Source organism: Nocardioides sp. Root190 (assembly GCF_001428565.1).
Taxonomy (GTDB): domain Bacteria; phylum Actinomycetota; class Actinomycetes; order Propionibacteriales; family Nocardioidaceae; genus Nocardioides.
Map to the genome: position 1 here is coordinate 254864 of NZ_LMIA01000013.1, position 17444 is coordinate 272307.

General features: G+C 70.0%; 14 protein-coding genes. 10 read left to right on the plus strand and 4 right to left on the minus strand.

Features of this window, described 5'->3' with window-relative positions; translation table 11 throughout:
* Positions 1 to 118: 118 nt before the first annotated feature.
* The 4 genes from ASE01_RS21800 to ASE01_RS21815 are packed head-to-tail and all read left to right on the plus strand — an operon-like array spanning position 119 to position 4074.
* Positions 119 to 1270, plus strand: coding sequence for an ABC transporter substrate-binding protein (locus tag ASE01_RS21800; RefSeq protein WP_056757704.1), 1152 nt, complete (start codon positions 119 to 121; stop codon positions 1268 to 1270).
* Positions 1254 to 2420 carry an ABC transporter ATP-binding protein gene (locus ASE01_RS21805; RefSeq protein WP_056757707.1) on the plus strand — a complete coding sequence of 389 codons (1167 nt, stop codon included), beginning with the start codon at positions 1254 to 1256 and terminating at the stop codon, positions 2418 to 2420. The genes ASE01_RS21800 and ASE01_RS21805 overlap by 17 nt, the downstream gene beginning before the upstream one ends.
* On the plus strand, positions 2420 to 3268 hold the full coding sequence (locus ASE01_RS21810) for an ABC transporter permease (protein ID WP_082606302.1): 849 nt from the start codon (positions 2420 to 2422) through the stop codon (positions 3266 to 3268). Before ASE01_RS21805 ends, ASE01_RS21810 begins: the two co-directional genes overlap by 1 nt.
* A complete protein-coding gene (locus tag ASE01_RS21815) occupies positions 3265 to 4074 on the plus strand; it encodes an ABC transporter permease (RefSeq protein WP_056757709.1) in 810 nt (269 codons plus the stop codon). Before ASE01_RS21810 ends, ASE01_RS21815 begins: the two co-directional genes overlap by 4 nt.
* Before the next feature lie 549 nt (positions 4075 to 4623).
* Here the strand turns inward: ASE01_RS21815 and ASE01_RS21820 are convergent.
* Positions 4624 to 6021 carry an aspartate aminotransferase family protein gene (locus ASE01_RS21820; protein WP_056757712.1) on the minus strand — a complete coding sequence of 466 codons (1398 nt, stop codon included), beginning with the start codon at positions 6019 to 6021 and terminating at the stop codon, positions 4624 to 4626.
* A 123-nt stretch (positions 6022 to 6144) separates the two neighbouring features.
* On the opposite strand from ASE01_RS21820, the gene ASE01_RS21825 reads away from it, so the two are divergent.
* The 5 genes from ASE01_RS21825 (at position 6145) to ASE01_RS21845 (ending at position 13307) form a co-directional block, all read left to right on the plus strand.
* Positions 6145 to 7596, plus strand: coding sequence for a gamma-aminobutyraldehyde dehydrogenase (locus tag ASE01_RS21825; RefSeq protein WP_056757715.1), 1452 nt, complete (start codon positions 6145 to 6147; stop codon positions 7594 to 7596).
* Positions 7597 to 7815: 219 nt separating this feature from the next.
* Positions 7816 to 9024 carry a saccharopine dehydrogenase family protein gene (locus ASE01_RS21830; protein WP_056757717.1) on the plus strand — a complete coding sequence of 403 codons (1209 nt, stop codon included), beginning with the start codon at positions 7816 to 7818 and terminating at the stop codon, positions 9022 to 9024.
* Positions 9021 to 10391, plus strand: coding sequence for an NAD(P)/FAD-dependent oxidoreductase (locus ASE01_RS21835; RefSeq protein ID WP_200958955.1), 1371 nt, complete (start codon positions 9021 to 9023; stop codon positions 10389 to 10391). The genes ASE01_RS21830 and ASE01_RS21835 overlap by 4 nt, the downstream gene beginning before the upstream one ends.
* A 123-nt stretch (positions 10392 to 10514) precedes the next feature.
* Positions 10515 to 12620, plus strand: coding sequence for a fibronectin type III domain-containing protein (locus ASE01_RS21840; protein WP_056757724.1), 2106 nt, complete (start codon positions 10515 to 10517; stop codon positions 12618 to 12620).
* Between the two features lie 15 nt (positions 12621 to 12635).
* Positions 12636 to 13307 carry a hypothetical protein gene (locus tag ASE01_RS21845; protein ID WP_056757729.1) on the plus strand — a complete coding sequence of 224 codons (672 nt, stop codon included), beginning with the start codon at positions 12636 to 12638 and terminating at the stop codon, positions 13305 to 13307.
* Between the two features lie 221 nt (positions 13308 to 13528).
* On the opposite strand, the gene ASE01_RS21850 is transcribed toward ASE01_RS21845, so the two are convergent.
* Together ASE01_RS21850 and ASE01_RS21855 are read right to left on the minus strand one after the other, a co-directional pair.
* Positions 13529 to 14143, minus strand: a complete 615-nt coding sequence (locus ASE01_RS21850) for a hypothetical protein (protein WP_056757731.1) — start codon at positions 14141 to 14143, stop codon at positions 13529 to 13531.
* Positions 14144 to 14281: 138 nt separating this feature from the next.
* Positions 14282 to 15520 (minus strand): NAD(P)/FAD-dependent oxidoreductase, encoded by a 1239-nt coding sequence (locus tag ASE01_RS21855; RefSeq protein ID WP_056757734.1) that lies wholly within the window; start codon positions 15518 to 15520, stop codon positions 14282 to 14284.
* Between the two features lie 61 nt (positions 15521 to 15581).
* Here ASE01_RS21855 and ASE01_RS21860 point away from each other — a divergent pair, with 61 nt between their 5' ends.
* Positions 15582 to 16499, plus strand: a complete 918-nt coding sequence (locus ASE01_RS21860) for an NAD(P)H-dependent flavin oxidoreductase (protein WP_056757737.1) — start codon at positions 15582 to 15584, stop codon at positions 16497 to 16499.
* Between the two features lie 279 nt (positions 16500 to 16778).
* Here ASE01_RS21860 and ASE01_RS21865 read toward each other — a convergent pair whose 3' ends face one another.
* Entirely contained in the window at positions 16779 to 17339 is a 561-nt protein-coding gene (locus ASE01_RS21865; protein ID WP_157537711.1) for a hypothetical protein, read from the minus strand.
* Between the last annotated feature and the right edge of the window lie 105 nt (positions 17340 to 17444).

Genomic DNA, 17444 nt, shown 5'->3' on the forward strand with positions numbered 1-17444 from the left:
GTACGGATTCCGTTGCGTTCTTGTCAAATGTCTTCGGAATCCCTTGTTCCCGCAGCGGTGCCATGTCACGATGCGCAGACCGTTCAAGGGAGGTGGGGTTGCGTTGGTCTCGTCCCGGATGAGCCGCAGGACCGCGTTGCGCACAGGTGCAGGCGTGCTCCTCGGTGGCGCCAGCCTCGGGGTCCTCCCCCTGTTCGGCACGCCCGACCGCAAGCAGGACCCGGCCAGCTGTACGACGGCCGACCTCTCCGCCTCGGACAGGCGCCTGGTCGTGTCCAACTGGCCGGGCTACATGGACGAGGACGACGGCGACTACGTCTCGACCCTCACCGAGTTCGGGAAGCGCACCGGCATCACCGTCGACTACACCGCCGACGTCAACGACAACCTGGAGTTCTTCGCGAAGGTCGTCAACCAGCTCGGCTCGTGCGAGTCCTCCAAGCGGGACATGTTCATGCTCACCGACTGGATGGCGGCGCGGATGATCCAGGTCGGCTGGATCCAGCCGCTGGCCCGCGACAAGGTGCCGAACCTGCACGCCAACCTGATCGACTCCCTCGCCGGCGTCGGCTGGGACCCGGACCGGACCTACTCCGCGCCATGGCAGGGCGGCCTCACCGGGATCGCCTACAACAAGGCGAAGGTCAAGGAGGTGCGCTCCTTCGACGAGCTCCTCACCCGCAGCGACCTCAAGGGGCGGATCTCGCTGCTCACCGAGATGCGCGACACGATGGGCCTCGCGCTGCTCACCGAGGGTGCCGACCCCTCGCAGTTCGACGACACCGCGTGGGACAACGCCCTCGACCGGATCCGCAAGGCCCGCAAGGACGGCCAGATCCGCGCCTTCACGGGCAACGAGTACATCCAGGACCTCTCGGCCGGCAACATCCTCGCCTGCGAGGCGTGGTCCGGTGACGTCGCGGCGGCCGAGGACGAGAACCTCGTCTTCGTCGCACCGGAAGAGGGCCAGATGATCTGGGCCGACAACATGCTGGTGCCCAACCTCGCGACCCACCAGGGCAACGCCGAGGAGTGGATCAACTACTACTACGACCCCGAAGTGGCCGCCAAGCTCGCCGCCTACGTCTGGTACATCTGCCCGGTCAAGGGCGCCCAGGAGGCGATGGAGAAGGTCGATCCCAGCCTCGTCGAGAACACGCTGATCTTCCCGACTGCCGAGTCACTGGCCACGACGCACTCGTTCATGGCCCTCGAGGAGTTCAAGGTCCGCGCCTACGAAGGAGATTTCGCTGATGTCACTGGCGGCTGAGCGCGCTACCGACCCGTCCAACCCGCCCGGCGGGTCCGGGCGCAACCTCCGGCTCACGGCCCTGACCAAGGAGTTCTCGACCTTCACCGCCGTGCGCTCGCTCGACCTCGAGATCCCGGCGGGCACGTTCTTCGCCCTGCTCGGGCCGTCGGGCTGCGGCAAGACCACGACGCTGCGCATGGTCGCCGGGCTCGACCTGCCGACCTCGGGCACGATCCACCTCGGCGACGACGAGATCACCTACGCCAAGCCCTACCGGCGCCCGGTCAACACCGTCTTCCAGAACTACGCGCTCTTCCCCCACCTCGACATCCACGAGAACGTCGCCTTCGGACTGCGGCGCCGCAAGGTCAAGGACGTCGACAAGCAGGTGCAGGAGATGCTCGAGCTGGTCGAGCTCGAGAGCCAGGCGAAGAAGAAGCCGCCCCAGATGTCCGGCGGCCAGCAGCAGCGGGTCGCCCTCGCCCGGGCGCTGATCAACCGGCCCGAGGTGCTGCTGCTCGACGAGCCGCTCGGCGCCCTGGACCTCAAGCTGCGCCGTGGCATGCAGATCGAGATCAAGCGGATCCAGACCGAGGTCGGCCTCACCTTCGTGCACGTCACGCACGACCAGGAGGAGGCGATGACGATGGCCGACACCATCGCGGTGATGAACGCCGGCGTCATCGAGCAGATGGGCTCCCCCACCGAGCTGTACGAGAACCCCCGTACGACGTTCGTCGCCAACTTCCTCGGTCAGTCCAACCTGATCCCGGGCACGGTCTCCAGCGCGGACGGCGACGTCGTACGCGTCGACATGCACGGGACCCAGGTGTCCATCCCGGCCGACCGGGCCCACGTCACGAGCGGCAACGGCTGGGTGGGCATCCGGCCGGAGAAGGTACTGGTGGCCGCCGAGGGCGAGCCCCTCGACGCCCCCGGCAACCACATGAGCGGTGGCGTCGTGACGGACGTGAGCTTCGTCGGCGTCAGCACGCAGTACCTCGTCCGGATGCCGTGGGGCCAGGAGCTGATGGCCTTCGAGCAGAACACCGGCCGCCGCGCGTTCCTCACCGCCGGCACCAAGGTCGACGTCTCCTGGCGCCCCGAGTTCGCCTTCCTGCTCCCGGCGAGCCAGGACGTCAACGCCGGCGCGATCGAGGAGGCCTGATGCGTCGGGGGCGGCTCACCGGCTACTGGTTGATGCTGCCTGCGGGCCTCTGGCTCGCCGTCTTCTTCGTCATCCCGTTCTACTCGCTGCTCGCCACCAGCCTCTACGACCCCGAGGGCTCGGTCCTGACGGGGTACGACGTGGGCTACCGCTTCGCGAACTTCGTCGACGTGCTCCAGGAGTTCTGGCGACCGTTGCTGCGCTCCCTCACCTACGCCGGGATCGCGACCCTGATCTGTCTCGTGCTCGGCTACCTGCTCGCCTACGCGATCGCCTTCAAGGCCGGGCGCTGGCGCACCCTGCTGCTGGTCCTGGTGATCGCGCCGTTCTTCACGAGCTTCCTGATCCGGACCCTGTCGTGGAAGCTGATCCTCGCCGACGACGGCTTCATCGTCGACGCGCTGCAGACCCTGCACCTGATGGGCGAGAACGACCGACTCCTCGCGACACCGGTCGCGGTGATCGCGGGTCTCGTCTACAACTTCCTGCCCTTCATGGTGCTCCCCCTCTACGCCAGCCTGGAGAAGATCGACGGACGCCTCGTCGAGGCGGCCGGTGACCTGTACGCCTCGCCGTCGCGGGGCTTCCTCAAGGTGACCCTGCCGCTGTCGATGCCCGGCGTGGTGGCCGGAACGCTGCTCACCTTCATCCCGGCGGCCGGCGACTACATCAACGCCCAGCTGCTCGGCAGCACCAACCAGCGCATGGTCGGCAACGTGATCCAGGACCTCTTCACCGACACCGGCGACTACGCCGCCGCGGGCGCCCTGTCCGTGCTGCTGATGGTGGTGATCGTCGCGATGGTGATGGTCTACATCCGCAAGGCCGGGACGGAGGAGCTCCTGTGAACGGTCTCCAGCGCGCCAGCCGGTGGGTCAGCGACCACATCGTCCTCGCGGGCGGTCTGCTCGTCCTCGTCTACATGTTCGTGCCGATCGCCATCGTGATGCTGATGAGCTTCAACGACAACAGCGAGTCGCGCAACGTGTACGCCTTCCGCGACTTCACCTTCAGCAACTGGACCAACATGTGCGGCCCGGACGGCATGTGCGAGTCCGTGCTGCGCAGCATCGGCATCGGCCTGGCCGCCACCCTGGTCGCGACGATCCTCGGTACTCTCGCAGCCTTCGCCCTCGTGCGGCACAACTTCCGTGGCCGCTCGGTGATGAACACCGTGATCTTCCTGCCGATGGCCTCGCCCGAGATCGTGATGGGCTCCTCGCTGCTCGCGCTCTTCGTCTCCGGCGGGTTCGGCGGCCGGCTCGGCGTGGTCACGATCTTCATCGCCCACGTGATGTTCTGCCTGTCCTTCGTGATCGTGACCGTGAAGGCCCGACTCAGCGGACTGGACCAGAACCTCGAACAGGCGGCGATGGACCTCTACGCCAGCGAGGCGACCACCTTCTGGCGGATCACCTTCCCGCTCGTCTTCCCCGGCATCGCCGCGGCCGCCCTGCTCAGCTTCTCGCTGTCCTTCGACGACTTCATCATCACCAACCTCAACGCCGGCCAGACCGTCACCTTCCCGATGTACGTCTGGGGCGTCGCGCAGCGCGGCGTGCCGATGCAGGTCAACGTGATCGGCACGATCATGTTCCTGATCTCCCTCGCCCTCGTGCTCGGCAACATGTTCGCGACGCGCAAGAAGGCCTGAGGCCCCGCGGGTCGAGGAGGCCGCCCGCGGCCGTCTCGAGACCCCACGCCTCGGTGCACCGCAGCCAGACGTCTCGAGACGGTCGCTGCGCGACCTCCTCGACGAACGAGGAGACCACCGCCCGCACACCCCCGGTGGTCGAGGAGGCCGCCCGCGGCCGTCTCGAGACCCCCCGCCACGGTGCACCGGAGCCAGACGTCTCGAGACGGTCGCTGCGCGACCTCCTCGACGAACGGGAGCGCCACCGCCCGCGGGTCGAGGAGGCCGCCCACGGCCGTCTCGAGACCCCACGCCACGGTGCACCGCAGCCAGACGTCTCGAGACGGTCGCTGCGCGACCTCCTCGACGAACGAGGAGACCACCGCCCACACCACCCGTTGGTCGAGGAGGCCGCCCACGGCCGTCTCGAGACCCCCCGCCACGGTGCACCGCAGCCAGACGTCTCGAGACGGTCGCCGCGCGACCTCCTCGACGAACGGGACCGACAAGGAGCAGCACCGGGAACCTCCCCACGGGGCTCCCGGTGCCGAGTTCCTCGACCGCTGCCGGCTACAGCAGGGTCAGCGCCTCGGTGAGCACCGAGCGCAGCTTCTGCTCGATCTCGTCGAAGTGCTCCTGGCCGCAGATCAACGGCGGGGAGAGCTGGATGACCGGGTCGCCGCGGTCGTCGGCGCGGCAGTAGAGCCCGGCGTCGTACAACGCCTTGGAGAGGAAGCCGCGCAGGAGCCGCTCGGCCTCGTCGTCGTTGAAGGTCTCCTTGGTGGTCTTGTCCTTGACCAGCTCGATCCCGTAGAAGTAGCCGTCGCCGCGCACGTCGCCGACGATCGGCAGGTCGAGGAGCTTCTCGAGGGTGTTGCGGAAGGACGCCTCGTTGGCGCGGACGTTCTCCAGGACGCCCTCCTCCTCGAAGATCTGGAGGTTCTTGACCGCCACCGCGGTGGAGACGGGGTGGCCGCCGAAGGTGTAGCCGTGGGCGAACATCTCGGCGCCGTGGGCGAAGGGCTCGTAGAGCCTGTCGCTGACGATCATCGCGCCGAGGGGGGCATAGCCCGAGGTGATGCCCTTGGCGCACGTGATGATGTCGGGCTGGTAGCCGTACCGCTCGGCGCCGAACATGTGGCCCAGTCGGCCGAACGCGCAGATCACCTCGTCGGAGACCAGCAGGACGTCGTACTCGTCGCAGATCTCACGGACCCGCTGGAAGTAGCCGGGCGGGGGCGGGAAGCAACCGCCGGCGTTCTGGACGGGCTCGAGGAAGACGGCCGCGACGGTGTCGGGACCCTCGTTCTCGATCTGTACGGCGATCTGGTCGGCCGCCCAGCGGCCGAAGGCCTCCGGGTCGACGGAGCCGTCAGCGCCCTCGAGGAACGCAGGTGCCCGGTAGATGTTGGTGTTCGGCACCCGGAAGGTGGAGGGCACCAGCGGCTCGAACTGCGCCTTGAGGCCCGGCAGCCCGGTGATCGACAGCGCTCCGGCGGTGGTGCCGTGGTAGGCGATGGTGCGCGAGAGCACCTTGTGCTTCATCGGCTTGCCGACGAGCTTGAAGTAGTTCTTGGCGAGCTTCCACGCCGACTCGACGGCCTCGCCGCCGCCGGAGGTGAAGAAGACGCGGTTGAGGTCACCGGGGGCGTAGCCCGCGACCTTCTCGGCCAGCTCGATCGCAGACGGGTGCGCGTAGGACCACAGGGGGAAGAAGGCGAGCTCGGAGGCCTGCTTGGCCGCGACCTCGGCGAGGTCGGTACGGCCGTGGCCGAGCTGGCTCACGAAGAGCCCGCCGAGCGCGTCGAGGTACTTCCGCCCCTGGGCGTCCCAGATGTAGGGGCCCTCGCCGCGGACGATGACCGGCACGTCCGCGGTGTCGTAGGACGACATGCGGGTGAAGTGCATCCAGAGGTGGTCGCGCGCGGACTTCTGGAGGGTGGCGTGCTGCTCGGCGTCGAAGGTCACCCGCCCATCCTGACTCGTTCGGCGCAGGCAAGCAAGTGAATCCGTCGCAAGTTCACCCAATCGCAACGGATTTCGTTGTAGCGATGCTTCCCCACGGGGGTGATGCTGGCTAGGCTCGCCGCCATGACCACCCCCCTGACCACGCTGCGCAACCTGATCGCCGGGGAGTCCGTCGACGCGGCCTCCGGAGCGACGTACGACGTCGCCAACCCTGCGACGGGCGCGACGTACGCCACTGCGCCGGCCAGCGGTGCCGAGGACGTCGATCGCGCGATGCGGGCGGCGGCGACTGCGTTCGAGACGTGGGGCGAGACGACGCCGAAGGAGCGTCAGGAGGCACTCCTGCGGATCGCCCAGGCACTGGAGGACCGGACGGACGAGTTCGTGCGCGCCGAGTGCGAGAACACCGGCAAGCCGATCGGCCTCACCGCCGAGGAGGAGCTGCCGCCGTGCGTCGACCAGCTGCGCTTCTTCGCGGGCGCGGCGCGCGTGCTGGAGGGTCGCAGCGCCGGCGAGTACCTGAAGGACCACACCTCGTGGGTCCGACGGGAGCCGATCGGTGTGGTCGCCCAGGTGACGCCGTGGAACTACCCGCTGATGATGGCGATCTGGAAGATCGCCCCTGCGCTGGCCGCCGGCAACGCGATCGTGCTCAAGCCCAGCGACACCACTCCCGCCAGCACCACGCTGCTCGCCGAGCTCGCTGCGGAGTTCCTGCCGCCGGGCGTGCTCAACGTCGTGTGCGGCAACCGCGACACCGGCCGGGCACTCATCGAGCACCCCACGCCCCAGATGGTCGCGATCACCGGATCGGTGCGGGCGGGCACCGAGGTCGCCAGCGCGGCGGCCGCGGACCTCAAGCGGGTGCACCTCGAGCTCGGCGGCAAGGCACCGGTGGTCGTCTTCGACGACGCCGACGTCGCGGCCGCCGCCGAGGCGATTGCCACGGCGGGCTACTTCAACGCCGGCCAGGACTGCACGGCGGCGACCCGCGTGCTGGTCGCCGACGGGATCCACGACGAGTTCGTCGCCGCCCTCGCCGAGCAGGCCCGCGGGACGCGCACCGGTCTGCCGGACGACCCCGACGTGCTCTACGGCGCACTGAACAACCCCGACCAGCTCGCGCGCGTCAGCGGCCTGGTGGACCGGTTGCCCGACCACGCGCGGATCGATGCCGGCGGGTCGCGCCCGACGATCACCGGCGGGGAGGGCGGTTGGTACTACGAGCCCACCGTCGTGTCAGGCCTGCGCCAGGACGACGAGGTGACGCAGAACGAGATCTTCGGCCCCGTCATCACCGTGCAGCGCTTCGGCGACGAGGCCGAGGCACTGCGCTTCGCCAACGGCGTCCAGTACGGCCTCTCCTCCAGCGTGTGGACCCGCGACCACGGCCGTGCGATGCGGATGTCGAAGCGCCTGGACTTCGGCGTGGTGTGGATCAACACCCACATCCCGTTCGTCTCCGAGATGCCGCACGGCGGCTACAAGCACTCCGGCTACGGCAAGGACCTGTCGATGTACGGCTTCGAGGACTACACGCGCATCAAGCACGTCATGTCCTGGACGGGCGAGTGATGGCCCCCWCCCGTTCGTCGAGGAGGTCGCGCAGCGACCGTCTCGAGACGCCCCGCCACGGTGCACCCGACGCGGTACTGACTTCCAGCACCATGGCCAGAGGTTTCGAGACGGTCGCTGCGCGACCTCCTCAACCAACGGCCGACATCGCTGCGCGACCTCCTCAACCAACGGCCGACATCGCTGCGCGACCTCCTCGACCAACGACAAGGAACTGACATGAGGATCCTGCTGATCGGCGCCGGCGGCGTGGGTGGCGCGTTCGCCGCGATCGCGGCCCGGCGCGACTTCTTCGAGACGATCGTGGTGGCCGACTACGACCCGGCGAAGGCAGCTGCGGCGGCCGCGATCGACGGCCGGTACCTCGCCGCGCAGGTCGATGCCTCGTCGGCCGGGTCCGTCACGGCGCTGTGCCAGGAGCACGCGATCACCCACGTGATGAACGCGGTCGACCCGGTCTTCAACATGTCGATCTTCGACGGCGCCTTCGCGGCCGGCGCGGACTACCTCGACATGGCGATGTCCCTCTCGCGACCGCACCCCACGGCGCCGTACGAGCAGTGCGGGGTGAAGCTCGGTGACGAGCAGTTCGCCGTTGCCGAGCAGTGGGAGCAGGAAGGCCGGCTCGCCCTCGTCGGGATGGGCGTCGAGCCCGGACTGTCCGACGTGTTCGCGCGCTACGCGGCCGACCACCTCTTCTCCGAGATCGACGAGCTCGGCACCAGGGACGGCGCCAACCTGGTCGTGACCGACGACGACGGCAACGAGATCTTCGCGCCGTCGTTCTCGATGTGGACCACGATCGAAGAGTGCCTCAACCCGCCGGTGATCTGGCAGGACGGCGAGTGGTCGACGACTCCCCCGTTCAGCGAGCCCGAGGTCTTCGACTTCCCCGAGGGCATCGGTCCGGTGGAGTGCGTGAACGTCGAGCACGAGGAGGTGCTCCTCATGCCGCGCTGGATCGACTGTCGGCGCGCCACCTTCAAGTACGGGCTCGGCGACGAGTTCATCACGATCCTCAAGGTGCTCCACACCCTCGGTCTCGACCGCACCGAGAAGGTGCGGGTCAAGGGCGTCGAGGTCTCCCCGCGCGACGTGGTCGCCGCCGTGCTCCCCGACCCGGCCACGGTCGGGCCCCGGATGAAGGGCAAGACCTGCGCCGGGCTGTGGGTCACGGGCACGGGCAAGGACGGCGCACCGCGGTCGACGTACCTCTACCACGTGGTCGACAACGAGTGGACGATGCGCGAGTACGGCCACCAGTGCGTCGTGTGGCAGACCGCCATCAACCCGGTCATCGCCCTGGAGCTGCTCGCGACCGGCGCCTGGCAGGGCGCTGGCGTGCTCGGTCCCGAGGCGTTCGACGCCGTGCCCTTCTTGGACCTGCTGACGGCGTACGGCTCGCCGTGGGGCCAGCGCGAGCAGTGAGCCCCACCCGCGCCCATGCGCTCGCCGACGCCGCTGCTCCGGAGGTCCTCTGGTTGGACTCGGTACGACGTCCGGCGCCACGTCCTCCGGTGGTCGAGGCCGACGTCGACCTGCTCGTCGTCGGCGGCGGCTTCACCGGCCTGTGGGCGGCGCTGCGCGCCAAGGAGCGCCACCCGGACCGGTCGGTGCTCCTGGTCGAGCGCGACCGGATCGCCGAGCAGGCGACGGGACGCAACGGCGGGTTCTGCGAGGCCAGCCTGACCCACGGCGAGGCCAACGGTCGGGAGCGCTGGCCCGACGAGTACGACGCGCTCGAGGAGATGGGGCTGGCCAACCTCGACGAGATCGAGGCGGCCGTCGCCCGCTACGGCATCGACTGCGACTTCCGGCGCACCGGACAGCTCACCGTCGCGACGCGCGCGCACGAGGTGGAGGTCCTCGAACCCACGACCGACGGGTTCCTCGACGCCGCGGCCGTGCGAGGACTGGTCGACTCCCCCACCTACCTCGCCGGACGGCTCGACGCCGAGGGGTGCGCGATGGTCGACCCGGCGCGGCTGGCGTGGGGTCTGGCGGGGGCCGCCGAGTCGCTCGGGGTCGTGATCGCCGAGGGCACCTCGGTGACCCGGCTGCGCCGACGCGGCGACGTCGTCGAGGCCTCCACCCCGGGCGGCACGATCCGCGCTGGACAGGTGGTGATGGCGACCAACGCGTTCACGTCGCTGCTGCGCACGGCGCGCCGGCGCGTCGTACCCGTCTACGACCACGTGCTGGCCACCGAACCGCTGTCACCCGCGCAGCTCGCCTCCCTCGGCTGGGAGAGCCGGTGCGGCGTCGCCGACTCCGGCAACCTCTTCCACTACTACCGCCTGACCGAGGACGACCGGATCCTCTGGGGCGGCTACGACGCCGTCTACCACTTCGGCCGGTCGATCGACCCTGCCCACGAGCAACGCCCGCAGACGCACCGCGTGCTCGCCGAGCACTTCTACGAGACCTTCCCTCAGCTGGAGGACCTGGCGTTCAGCCATCGTTGGGGCGGCGTGATCGACACGTGCACGCGCTTCTGCGCGTTCTTCGGTCTGGCGAAGCGGGGCCGGGTCGCCTACGCCACGGGCTTCACCGGCCTCGGGGTCGGCGCCTCCCGGTTCGCCGCCGACGTGATGCTCGACCTCCTCTCCGGTGAGGAGACCGAGCGGACCCGGTTGGCGATGGTGCGCGAGAAGCCGCTGCCGTTCCCGCCCGAGCCGATCGCCTGGATCGGCATCCAGCTCACCACCCGCGCCGCCGCCCGCGCCGACGTCACCGGCAGGCGGAACCTGTGGCTGCGCACCCTGGACCGCCTGGGTCTCGGCTTCGACTCCTGACGCCGCGCCGCTCTGCCGCTCCGGCGGTCCGTCGCTCCGGGACCGGAAGGTAAAGGATCCCGACCGACGGGCCGTACCGGCGTGCTCCCGCGGTAGCGTCCGGGAGTCCGAAGGAGGGCTCCCATGCGGTTCCTGGCGCGCGTTCTCGCGGCTTCGCTTCTCATCACTCTCGTCTCCGGCGTCGGCCTGTCCACCGCGGCGGAGGCCGCGGCCCGGCCGACGGCTCCGCGCACGGTCAAGGCCGCTCCTCTCAACAAGGCCGTGAAGGTGACGTGGGCGGCGCCGGCGCGCTCGAGCGGGTCGCGGGTCGACGCGTACGCCGTACAACAGCGCAACAGCGGTACGACGAAGTGGGTCAACGTGAAGTACACGACCGGCTCCGGGCGGTCCGCGACGATCCCCTCCCTGCAGAACGGTGCCCTCTACTACTTCCGTGTGCTCGCGCGGAACCGCTCCGGTTGGGGCTCGGCGAGCGCCTCGGTGGCCGTCCGGCCACGCACGGTGCCGACCGCTCCTCGGGTCCCGGAGGCCGATGCCCACAACAGCGCGCTCGGGGTCTACTGGACCGTCCCGTTCAGCACGGGTGGTGCCGCGATCGACTACTACCGCGTCGAGATCTCGACCGATGCGGCGACCTGGACCACCCCGAAGTCGCCGAGGACCCTGCCCACCGCGGCCGCCCCCGTCCTCTACACCGGGCTCGAGCCCGGCGCTCGCTACTGGTTCCGGATCCGCGCCCACAACGCCGCTGGCTTCAGCCCGCCCACCGGTGCCGGACCGTTCCGTGTGTACGCCGCACCGGGGCCGGTGACCGACCTCGTGCCCACCCCCGGCAACGGCTCCGTCGCACTGACCTGGACCGCGCCGGTGCCCGCCTCACCGTGGGTGACCGGCGTCGCCGACTACCTCATCGAGCAGAGCACCGACGGGGAGACCTGGACGGACGCAGGCACCAGCGCGACGACCGCGTTCAACGTGTCCGGCCTGACCAACGGCCAGCCCTACTGGTTCCGGGTGAGTGCCCGATCGACCTTCCCGAAGGTCGGCCACGGCCCCACCACGGAGACGTCGACCAACGGGCCGACCGGCCCTCCGACGGCGCCGCAGAACATCACCCTGGGCTGGGACGAGACGACCGCGACCCACGTCCTCGACTGGGACCTGCCCGTCAGCGACGGCGGCTCCGAGGTCACGGGCTACGACGTCCGAGCGACGCAGGGTGGCGTCGCCGGCACCCCCGTCGACGTGGACGGCGGCGCGACCGAGCTCGCGGTCGGTCCGCTCGCGATCGCCAACTCCTTCGACATCCGGTCCTGCAACGCGATCGGCTGCGGTGACTGGTCGAACGACATCGGGCCGGTTCCGGGCAAGGTCACCGGCCTCGACGGCGAGGCGCTGCACGGCACGAGCGGGTACGTCGTGACGCTCACCTGGAGCGCTCCCTCGAACGGCGCCGTGGCGCCGGTGTCGCTCTACACAGTGCAGCGCAGCACTGACGGCGGCGCCTTCACGGCGCTGGGTACGAGCTCCACGCCCACCTACCAGGACACCACCGCGGTGGCTGACACCGACTACGCCTACCGCGTGGTCGCCGTCGGCGCCGACGGGAGGGGCGCTCCGGCAACACTGGACCTCACGACCGGTCCGGTGCAGGCAGTGTCCGCGCCGGTCGGACCCGTGGTCGTCGACGAGGGCGAGGAGACCAGCTTCCTGGTGACACTGGCCGCTGCCCCGGCCGTCGACACCGTCGTGGCCGTCACCTCCGACGACCCCGACGCGGCGGCTCCGACCGAGTCGAGCGTCACGGTCCTGGCCGGGCAGACGACCGCCACCGTCACGGTCGCGGGGACCGAGGACGACGACCTGGTCGCCGCCTCGGCCACCCTGACCGTCAGCGCAGGCGCACTCAGCGACACGGTGGTGGTCGACGTGACCGACGACGACACCCAGGCGGTGGTGCTGTCCGCGGACGACCTGACCGTCGTCGCCGGAGCCGAGGGCCAGGTGAGTGTCCGGCTGGCCTTCCAGCCGGTCGCCGACGTCACCCTCACCGTGTCGTCCGACGCCACCAACAAGGCCACCGTCACTCCGGCCGAGGTCGTCCTGACACCGGCGAACTACGCGACCCCGGTGGCACTCACGATCGCCGGCGTCTCCCACGGCTCGGCGACCGTCACCGTCAGCGCACCCGGCCTGCCCGACCAGACCATCGAAGTCACCGTCGACTGACCGTAGGATCGCGCCATGTCCGAGCCCCCATCGGAGTGGCGCACCTACGGCCAACAGCCGTCGTCGCCGTACGACGCAGGCGGCACCTTCACGCCGTACGACGCCCGCGGCCAGCAACGTCGTACCCGCACCCGGGCCGGCGGCCTGCTCCTCGGCTTCGCCGGCATCGTCGTCGGGCTCGGCGTGGGCGGCTGGGCGGTCATGTCGGCGTTGGGCGGCGGTGACGAGGCGGGAACCTCGACCACGACCGTCATCACCGACACCGACATCCGGAGCGACACCGACACCTGGACGAGCACCGGCTCGGACGTCGACCTCTTCACCAACCAGGGCATGGCCGACCTCGCCTTCGCGATCGAGGAGGCGACCGGCAGCACCGACGTGCTGCAGGCCGTCGTCTTCCAGGGCAATGCCGTGGTGACGGTGCCGGCCGAGGATGCGCGCAGCCAGCCGCGGGTCTTCCAGTGGAACGGGCAGCTCACCCCCGCCGGCACCACGATGGTCCCCAACGAGCCGTTCGACCTGCTCGACCTCGAGGGCGGCGTGCTCGGCGAGCTCTGCGGTCCCGAGCCGCTGGCCTGCACCGCCGTCGCCGCCCGCCCGCTCCCCACCGACCGCGGCGTCTGGTTGAAGGTCGCGAGCCCGAGCGGCGCCCGGCTGACCGACCTTCGGGGCAATCCCGCCTGACCCGCGAAGTGCCTGGTTTTCTCCACCGAGGTGCGTGGTCCTCTCCACCGCGGTGCGTGGGTTTCTCCGAGGTGCAAGCGCCAGCGAGCGTTCGCCGAAGCCAGGTCTGTGCGCCGGAGGTGACGGCGCCGAGGTCGTGGCGCAGGCGCGTCGTGAGGTCGGGCATGCGCCCCACGCCAGGCCTCGGGCCACCCTCCGGTCCCCTCAGTTCCGTCGAACCATCAGCGGAACCAGCCGGCGCGGAACACCGGGACCCGACCGGACACCGCCTCCCGAAACCACGTGGCCACCCGGTGGGCGACCTCCTCGACGCCGAGCTGTGAGGTGTCGAGCACCGTCATCGCCCACTCCGGACCGGGCTGACGCCCGACCCACCGGTCCCACCGCATCTCCGGCCATGCGTCGGTGGTGAGCGCCTCGGGGACGTACGACGGATCCACGGCATGATGCCGCATCCAGGCCGCGAACCCATGGTGCAGGTGCCGCAGCTCCGGAGGGTCCTGGCGCGCGTCGAGCCGAGCCGATTGGGTCGCCTCGTCCGCGTCGAGCAGGAGGACGGCGACGTCGATCCGGTCCGCCGAGGGAGCGGCGAGCACCTCGCCGGCGGCGATGGGGTCGCCGGCCAGCAACAGGTGCCGACCGTCCGCCTCGAGGTCGAGCGCGCGTCGTACCGCCACCTCGGTCTGCTCCTGGCGCCACGCGATCGTGGGCACGGCAGGGATGGGGCCGAGCGTGAACAGCTCGGCGCCCTCGAAGGACCCGTCGAGCTCGCGCATCGCGTGGACGCGCGCGACTGACTTGCCGACGCCCGAGGCGCCGGTGACCAACAACAACATGTGCTTCTCCTGGGATGTCTGAGCGCACCCGGCGCGATCGCGCGGGGTGCTGTGGCGAGGGCCGGCTCAGACGAGGGGGAAGAAGTACTGCGTCATGCCCGCCACGCTAGCTCGACGCAGCAGGCAGGCTCCACCGATTTACCGGACGCCGAGGTCGGCGCTGACCGCGCGTGCGACCCGTTCCCCGGAGACCAGCGCTCCCTGGATCGAGCTGGTGTCGCGGTGGTCGCCGCAGACGAAGACCTCGCCGTGGCGCACGGGCTTGCGGAAGTCGTGCGGCGCGGGCATCGCGGGCAGCGAGCGCGGGACGTCGTACGTCGCCAAGTGCTCCCACCCCGACGTCGACGTCCCGTGCAGCACCGCCAGCCGCTCGCGCACCGCCCGCTCGTCGAACGCCTGCTGGCGACCGTGCACCAGCGAGGTCGCGACGAGCGCCCGCCCGTCGGGTGCGTACGACGGCGCGGCGGCTGAGATGACCACGGTGTTGTTGACCGGGCTGGCCGGGTCGGGATCGAGCAGCAGCGTCGGCGTGCTCTGGGGAGCCTCGTCGGTGGCGTGGTAGATCGTGGTGACGCCCTTCCACTCGGTCGCGCCGAAGGATCCGCCGAGCAGCGTGTCGGCGCTGTCGGCGTCGGTCGCGACGACGACGGCCCGCGCCTCGAAGGTCCCGGCGTCCGTCGTGACCTGGCTGCCGGTCACCGACTGGACCCGGGTGTCGAGGCGCACGCTGCCATCGGGCAGGCGGACCGCCAGCTGCTCGGCGAGCTGCTGCATCCCGCCGGCCGGCAGCGTCGAGTCGCCGCGGGCGAACATCCGCATCATCAGGTCGACGAACCGCGACGACGTCGTCAGCTCCTCCTCCAGCAGCACGCCGCTGAAGAACGGCCGCAGCACGCGGTCGACCACGTCGCCACTCAGCCCGCGGCTCGCCCAGTGCTCGATCGCCGCCACGTCGTCCTGGCGCTTGATCCGCGAGGTCGGCTCCGCAGTCACCGTCGCGGCGTACGCCGCCAGCGCGGCCTTGCTGCGCACCCCACCCAGCGGCGCCGCGACTGCCCGCGGCAGCGCGAGCAGCTCGCGGCGCGGGTCGCCGACGCGGACGTTGCGGCCGTCGAGGTGCAGGAGCGCCGCGCGGTCGAAGCGCTGCAGGTCGAGGGCAGCGAGGTCGAGGACCCGGCGCGCGGCCGGGTAGGCGGTGTTGAGCACCTGGAACCCGCGGTCCAGCAGGAACCCGTCGACGCGGTCCGTCCGGATCCGACCGCCGACACCGTCGCTCGCCTCCAGCACGACGACCTCCAGCCCGGATTGGGTGAGGCGGTCCGCGGCGGTCAGCCCCGCGAGGCCGGCTCCGACGACGACGACGTCGCTGCGGGTCATTCTTGCTCCGTTCCGGCGCGCAGGCGCCCGTGGTCCGAGTCCTCGTGGTACCCCTTTCTTCGTGACCAACCGCGTTCAGGATTTGCTCGGGATCGAGATTCCCATCGTCCAGGCCCCGATGACCTTCATCGCCAACGCCGCTCTCGCGGTCGCCGTGTCCGAGGCCGGCGGGATGGGCGTCATCGAGACCCTGTCGCCGGGCGGTCGCGATGACCTCGCCCGGGTGCGCGAGCTGACGTCGCGTCCGGTCGGCGCCAACCTGATGATCCAGGGCTGGAAGAGGGACCCCTCGATCGTCGAGACGATCGCGGAGTCCGGCGTGAAGTACGTCGCCACCTCGGCCGGCGATCCCGCGCTGTTCACCGCCCGGCTCAAGGACGCAGGCCTCACGGTCTTCCACGTCGTCGGGACGCTGCGCGCGGCGATGAAGGCCGTCGACGCCGGCGTGGACGGGCTCGTCGTCGAAGGGGTCGAGGGCGGCGGCTTCAAGAGCGCCCTGGGTGCCTCGACGATGGTGCTGCTGCCGCTGGTGGCCTCGCGCGTCGACGTACCCCTCATCGCGGCGGGGGGCATCAGCGACGCCCAGTCGATGGCGGCGGCGTTCGTGCTGGGCGCCGAGGGCGTCCAGATGGGCACGCGGATGCTCGCCACCACCGAGGCGGCCGTGCACGCGAACTTCAAGGACGCCATCGTCGGCGCCGACGACGCCAGCACCGTCCTCATCTCTCCCCCGTCGAACCCGACCATGCGCGTGCTGCGCAACGGCCACTCCGACAACGTCCTCGCGGGCGGCCCGCCGGTGAACCTCCTCGAGAAGATCACCGACCTCTACTTCGGCGGCGAGATGGAGGCGAGCGTCGCCAACACCGGCCAGGTCTCCGCCCGGATCGACGCCGTCCTGCCCGTCGCGCAGGTGCTGGAGGAGATGTGGTCGGGGTGCGTCGCCGCGCTCGAGGCCGGGCGCGCCCGCCTCACCTGACCCGCCGAGCCCCGCCGTTGGTCGAGTAGCCCGAGCCCCCGCCGTTGGTTGAGGTGCGACGAGCGAAGCGAGGGGCCTCGACACCCCCGGCTCCGGTGCCGGGGCCCGACGCCGCCATGACCGGAAATCCGGTCATGTGACTGGATTTCCGATCATCCAACTTCGCGCCTCGGCCCGAAGTTGATCACCCTTCGCCGCGGCGAATGGATCTAATCAACTTCTCCCCCGGAGCCCTACGAACCAGCCCGTACGACGGCACTTGGTCCCTCGCCCGGGGGATCAGGGCCCGACGAAAATCGCTGCCGACAGTTCGTAGTCACAGGGCGAGAACTCAAACACCAAGTCATTCGGGTCCGTGACGGAGAACCCAACTTGGTACTTCGCCTCACGTCCGTCCAACAGCGTCGTGCTTGGGCTACCTTCGAGTCCCTTCGCGGAGTCGAAAATTTGCTCCGCCTCCTCGTTGCCGGACTGCAAACTGAATGAGTCACACGATGGGTCGTAGTTGGCACCCGTGCCGTTGACGACCGTGATGGTGAAGCTGATGTGAGTGCCCTTGCCCGCCATCGCACTGTCGCTGGGCTTGAACGGTTTCGTCTTGCTCACGGTGACGCTGAGGCCGTTCTCCCACGTAAAGGCAGTGCCGAACGCAGGGTTCTCAGGTGCCTCAGAAGTCTCGGCCTCGGTGGGCTCCTCCTCGACTACGTCCTCGGACTCGTCTTCCGAACCCGCGTTGGACCCAGCGGGAGGGTTGTCATCCACCTTGCCGCCAGTCTCTTCGGCGCATCCAGCGAGGGCCGCTGTCATCACAAGTGCTGAGATCGCAAGTGCTCGCTTCATGGCACCGAAGGTAGCGCTGGCCAAGCGGCCTGTCCTCGAAACCCGTGAGAACCGTCACCAAGGGGGCGAGGAACAAGTGCCGAGACCAAAGACGATGAACGTCTG

Bases quoted from the DNA above. Each gene is read 5' to 3' on its own strand.
- ASE01_RS21800 (WP_056757704.1), top strand. From the start codon at position 119: ATGAGCCGCAGGACCGCGTTGCGCACAGGTGCAGGCGTGCTCCTCGGT.
- ASE01_RS21805 (WP_056757707.1), top strand. From the start codon at position 1,254: ATGTCACTGGCGGCTGAGCGCGCTACCGACCCGTCCAACCCGCCCGGC.
- ASE01_RS21810 (WP_082606302.1), top strand. From the start codon at position 2,420: ATGCGTCGGGGGCGGCTCACCGGCTACTGGTTGATGCTGCCTGCGGGC.
- ASE01_RS21825 (WP_056757715.1), top strand. From the start codon at position 6,145: ATGACCACCCCCCTGACCACGCTGCGCAACCTGATCGCCGGGGAGTCC.
- ASE01_RS21830 (WP_056757717.1), top strand. From the start codon at position 7,816: ATGAGGATCCTGCTGATCGGCGCCGGCGGCGTGGGTGGCGCGTTCGCC.
- ASE01_RS21840 (WP_056757724.1), top strand. From the start codon at position 10,515: ATGCGGTTCCTGGCGCGCGTTCTCGCGGCTTCGCTTCTCATCACTCTC.
- ASE01_RS21845 (WP_056757729.1), top strand. From the start codon at position 12,636: ATGTCCGAGCCCCCATCGGAGTGGCGCACCTACGGCCAACAGCCGTCG.
- ASE01_RS21850 (WP_056757731.1), bottom strand. From the start codon at position 14,143: ATGTTGTTGTTGGTCACCGGCGCCTCGGGCGTCGGCAAGTCAGTCGCG.
- ASE01_RS21855 (WP_056757734.1), bottom strand. From the start codon at position 15,520: ATGACCCGCAGCGACGTCGTCGTCGTCGGAGCCGGCCTCGCGGGGCTG.
- ASE01_RS21865 (WP_157537711.1), bottom strand. From the start codon at position 17,339: ATGAAGCGAGCACTTGCGATCTCAGCACTTGTGATGACAGCGGCCCTC.